4 protein-coding genes are annotated in these 5255 nt (G+C 47.0%); 1 reads left to right on the forward strand and 3 read right to left on the reverse strand.

Translation table 11 applies throughout. The features are described from left to right. Positions 1-107 (reverse strand): hypothetical protein (locus tag Q0314_RS07970; protein ID WP_298058079.1); only part of this gene is annotated, 107 nt, incomplete at its 3' end. A gap of 312 nt (positions 108-419) precedes the next feature. After that, positions 420-1187: a 4-hydroxy-tetrahydrodipicolinate reductase gene (dapB, locus tag Q0314_RS07975; protein WP_298058073.1), complete on the reverse strand. Its 768-nt coding sequence runs from the start codon at positions 1185-1187 to the stop codon at positions 420-422. Positions 1188-1329: 142 nt separating this feature from the next. Here dapB and Q0314_RS07980 point away from each other — a divergent pair, with 142 nt between their 5' ends. Further along, positions 1330-4173 (forward strand): M16 family metallopeptidase, encoded by a 2844-nt coding sequence (locus Q0314_RS07980; protein ID WP_298058075.1) that lies wholly within the window; start codon positions 1330-1332, stop codon positions 4171-4173. A 451-nt stretch (positions 4174-4624) separates the two neighbouring features. Here Q0314_RS07980 and Q0314_RS07985 read toward each other — a convergent pair whose 3' ends face one another. Continuing rightward, positions 4625-4873, reverse strand: coding sequence for an ankyrin repeat domain-containing protein (locus Q0314_RS07985; RefSeq protein ID WP_298058077.1), 249 nt, complete (start codon positions 4871-4873; stop codon positions 4625-4627). Positions 4874-5255: the final 382 nt, after the last annotated feature.

A 5255-nucleotide genomic window follows, 5' to 3' on the forward strand; every position in this document is an offset into this window, starting at 1 on the left:
GCGCTGATGCCGCTTGCTTCCTGGCCTCGGTGTTGCATGGCAAATAGCGCGTAGTATGCCGTTCGCGCAGCGTCTTTAGAATTTATTACTCCAACTATCGCACACATTTTAATTTTTCCTTTTTGAGGCTCGTCTCGCGAGCGCTTTTTGCGGAGCTTGAAATTTTCGCCCTGCGACAGACTACATGTCTAGTCTTGGACGAAAATTTCTGCGCAACCCAAAAAATCATCTCGCGATACTTTGCCTCTCATACTAAAATTTAATTATCAAAAATTTGAACGCAAAATGATAAGGCACAGGATTTTTTCGCTTAATTAAGGCGAAATTTAATTTTTAAGCGTAGGCTAACCGTGCGGGTTGCCGAGCTTGAAAATTAAATTTCAACGCAAAGTAAGTAGAAAAAGCCAAGCCGCTTATTATCACAGCCCCAGGCAATCATCTATCCCGTACAGCCCGCTCTCTCGCCCCGCCACCCAAATAGCCGCCTTTATCGCGCCCTTGGCAAAGGTCGCACGGCTAGTTGCGGTGTGGTTTAGTTCGATAAACTCGCCCTCGTTGTAAAATCCGACCGTATGCCTGCCCACGACGTCGCCGCCTCGCACTGCCAGGATCGCGATCTCGTCCTTACTGCGAGCTCCGACCATGCCGTCTCTGCCCGTTACTAAAATATCTTTTAGATTTAGTCCTCTAGCTGCCGCCACGCGTTCGCCAAGCGTTAGCGCCGTGCCGCTTGGAGCGTCTTTTTTATGTCTGTGGTGCTGCTCGACGATCTCGGCGTCAAATTCGCGCAATGCCTTTGACGCAAGCGCCGCCAAGCGGTTTAAAACCGCGACGCCAAGGCTCATATTGGTAGCGTAAAGTATCGGCATCGCCGCGCTTGCTAGCTTTAGCAGGTTCGCGCCGTCCTCGCCAAGACCCGTCGTGCCGATGACTAGCGGTTTTGGGTCGGTGCGGGCGTAGTTTAGCAGGTTTATCGCGCCATCTTTGATCGTAAAGTCGATAACGACGTCGCAGTTTGCGAAAAGCTCGTCAAATTTATCCGTGAGAACAACGCCGTCAGGCAACGCAAAGTCAAGCGACTCTATCGTATAAGCCGCGCTGAGTTTCGCGTTTGGCTCGTTTTTTAGGCACTCGATGATCATGCGTCCCATTTTGCCGCTTGCGCCGTGGATTCCTATTTTTACCAAAATTTATCCTTTAAAATTTGGGCTAAATTTAGCATAAATTTTATAAAAAATAAATTTAGCACGGCCGCCTATTTCGCCGCGCGTGGGCAAAAATATTAAAAATCGCGCTATATAATCGGCTTTTTAAATTTAAAGGACGACGATGAGGAAAATTTTATTTTTATTTCTGGCCGTTTTTTCGGCGAGCGTTTTAGCTAAACAAGCGCCGGTCGCACAGGCGGCCAAAACACGGCAGATGGACGCAAATTTGAGTGCGTTAAATTTGACGGCGAAAGATAAAAACGCGCAAAAGCTAAATTTGACCCAGGATCCAGCTATCATTAGCGGCGAGCTAGCAAACGGGCTAAAATACTACGTCAAGGAAAATAAGCAGCCCGCAAATTCGGCCTATTTTTATCTAGTCGTAAACATCGGCTCGACCGACGAGCGCGAAAATGAGCTGGGGCTGGCGCACTTTACCGAGCATATGGCGTTTAACGGCAGCCGCGAGTTTAGCAAAAACGAGCTGGTGAAAAAGCTAGAGAGCCTCGGAGTGGCCTTTGGCGCGGATCTAAACGCGCAGACTAGCTACGATCAGACGGCCTATCTGCTAGAAATCCACGTAAACGAGCAAAATTTAAAGGATGTTTTCCGCGTTTTTCGCGACTGGATCGACGGCGTGAGCTTTGACGCGGCCGAGCTGGATAAGGAGCGGGGCATCATCATCGAGGAGGAGCGCGCTAGAAACACGCCCGCATATAGATTTTACATCAAAAACCGCGTGCCAGAGCTATACGGCGATAGCATCTACGCCAAAAGGTCGCCCATCGGCGATATGAATATCGTAAAAAACGTCGACGTAGCGACCATAAAGGGCTTTTACGATAGGACGTATCAGCCTAGATTTATGAAATTTATCGCGGTCGGAGACTTTGATAAAAAGCGTATCGAGGAGATGATAAAGCAAAGCTTTGGCCCCGCTAAAAACACGAACGACTACGCGAGCCCCGATAAAACTATTCCTATAAAAAGCGGCTTTAGCGTAAACAACTACGACTCGGCCGAGATCGGGCTAAACTCGCTAAATTTGATCTTTACGCAAAAGTACAAATTTGACGGCGAGATCCAAAGGCTCAAGCAAAATTTGCTAGCAAACTACATCTCAGACCTGGTCGCGATGATATACGAGCAGCGAAATTTGGCTCTGCGCGGGAGATTTTACTCGCCGATCATCGAGGATCAAAACGTGCTTTATGCCTTTGAGATAAACGCCGTGGATGATGATTTTGGCGGCGCGCTTAGCGATCTGGCGGGCGTTTTAAAGGGCGTGGAGAAATTTGGCTTTAGCAAGGCAGACTTTGAGAGCGCGAAAAAAGATTTTATAAACTCGGCTAAAAATGCCTATTTGCAAGCGGGTAACAAGCGCTCGAGCGCGGTCGCGGCAAATATCGAGGAGACGACGAGGATCGGCGGCGTGCTGCTTGGCGACAAGGACTTGCGCGACGTTACTTTGGCGCTGCTTGAGGACATTAGCCTTGATGACGTAAATGCCGAATTTAGGCGGATACTGGGCATCGACGCAAAAACTTTAAACGTAATTAGCGCCAAAGGGGCGAAGCTAAGCGAGGCTAAATTTGATCAAATTTGGGCGGAGGCAAAGCCCTATGATACACTGGCCGCAAAGCAGGTAAAGAGCGAGCTTTTCGACTACGGCGCGCTAAAACCTAAAAATTTCGTCTCGAAAAAACATAACGAGAAGCTTGATTTTTATCTTTACGAGCTGCCAAACGGCGCGCGCGTCGCATTTAAGGAGGTAAAAACCAAAAAAGACGTCGTCTGGCTAAGCGCGGTTAGTCGCGGCGGCACGTCAAATTTGGCCAAACCAAAGCAGGGCGCGCTAGCCGTAGAGGTCTCAAACGAGAGCGGGGCGGGGGAGTTTAGCAACTACGACCTGGCTAAAATCCTAAGCGGCAAGCAGCTAAGCTATAGCAAATTTATCGATCAGCTCTCGCAAGGATATAGCGCAAGCTCGGCTAGCGCGGACTTTGAGTGGCTTTTGCGTGCGCTGTTTTTGGAGTTTAGCGAGCCTAGATTTGACGAAAACGCGCTAAAAAAGACAAAAATCAACGAGCTTGAAAAGCTGGAAAAAACCAAAAATCTGCCCGAGCGCAAATTTCACGACGAATTTGCGAGATTTTTTTACGAAAACAACCCTCGAACGAACCCACTCGAGGCCACGGACATAAACGAGCTGCAGATGGAGGACGTAAAAAAGATAGTGAAGGATAAATTTACCAACGCGGCTTCGTATGATTTTATCGTGGTCGGCGATCTAAATTTGACCGCAGCCGAGCCGCTTTTGCAAAAATATCTGGCAAATTTACCGTCGCGCGCACAGCGTGAAGACTTCGTAGATGACGGCGTGAGGACGATTTCTGGCGAGCGGGAGTTTAAGCGAAGCTACCAAACCACGCAGCGAAGCGACGCCGCGATGATAATGAAAAACGAAAACGTGAAGTATTCGCGCCCAGAGTTACTGCGCGTAAACGCCCTATCTGCGGTGCTTTCGATGATGCTGCGCGAGGACGTGCGCGAGGACCGCGGGCAGGTCTACGGCCTGGGCGTGCATATGAATCTCGCAAAATATCCGTACGAAAGCTTCACCGCGCATTTTGGCTTTACGGCGGCGCCTGATAACGTAAACGCCGTGCTGGGCGAGATAAAATCAAACGTCGCCGAGCTAAAAGGCGGCGCGGACGTCAAACGCTATCTGCAAAATTTCAAAAAATCAGCCCTCGTAAAAATGCGCCAATCCTACGTTCAGGGCGAGTTTTGGACGCGCGCGCTCATGCGCGAGCTGGTTTTTGGCGATGAGATTTTAAGCCTTGATGAGTACGAAAACGCGGTAAATGCGCTCACCGAGCAGGACGTGAAAGACGCGGCGAAGCTCTATCTGGATGAGAAAAACGTCGTGATAAGCGTAAATAATCCTGCCGCGGCGAAGTAAATTTGAGCCTCGGCGGCAAATTTGATTTGCTGCCCGGGCGACGAGTAAAATTTGGCTTTAGGTTCGACTGGGAGCTGTTAAATTTGAAGCCAAATTTGCCTCTCGCCAAACGAAATTTGAGTTAAACTCGCTCAAATTTAACTCAAATTCCCCTGACATTTTATCTCCTTTTATCTATTTGCTTTGTAAATTTGAGTTTGAGTCTGATTTGCTTCTATTGCTATCTATGTAAATTACCTTGGCTGGGTCGTTTTCAAAACTACTTGTAAAACTTGATATAGAACTCATTTTTTTATTATCATTTGCCCAGTCGATAAATTCTCTAATTGTAAAAGTAGAATTTTCGTCTGGACAATGTTTTTCATAATGATTAATTCTTAGTTTTTTCCTAAAGTTAAAAAATACGGGATTTACTTTTGTAGGAGTTTCGCCTTGACTTATTGTAATTTCATCACCACTGCACCGCCTTGACCTCCTCAAATTTAACCCCGCTATCAAGTAGCAGCTTAGCGGTCTTTGTGGAGTTGTTTTCTATGGCGTAGGCTAGGGGCGAGAGTTTGTAGTTATCTTGCGCATGAGCGTTTGCGCCCATATCTATAAGTCTTTTTGCCGTGACTTCGTCGTCGTAAAAGCTAGCGTACATCAAAGGAGTAACGCCGTCTATTAGTGGAGAGTCTATGCTAATGTTATTATCTTGCATAAATTTTAAAATTTGATCCGTTTGCTTTGATTTTAAAAGTTTGCGGAAATTTTCAGCAAATGCGTCGTCCTTTATCTGCTTATCTATATCCCAGTATCTAAAACCAAAATCGTCTATCTCCTCTTGCGTTACGTATTTGCTTAGCTCGGAACCGGGGATTATCTTGGTATCGGCGGTAACGACGAAACGGGTGGGGCCGGATAGTTTTTCGTAAATAAAATTTACGAAAACGACAAGGAAAAGAGCGGCGAGGCTAAGTGCGAGTTTGTTTAAATTTATCCCTTAAGTCAAATTTGCGAAATATTAGCCAAAGGGCGGTTAAATTTGAGTGAAATTTGGGGGCAAAATCTGAAAAAGCGGGGAAAATAAATCAAGGCAAATT

Origin of the sequence: uncultured Campylobacter sp. (assembly GCF_938040115.1) — a bacterium.
Lineage (GTDB): Bacteria > Campylobacterota > Campylobacteria > Campylobacterales > Campylobacteraceae > Campylobacter_A.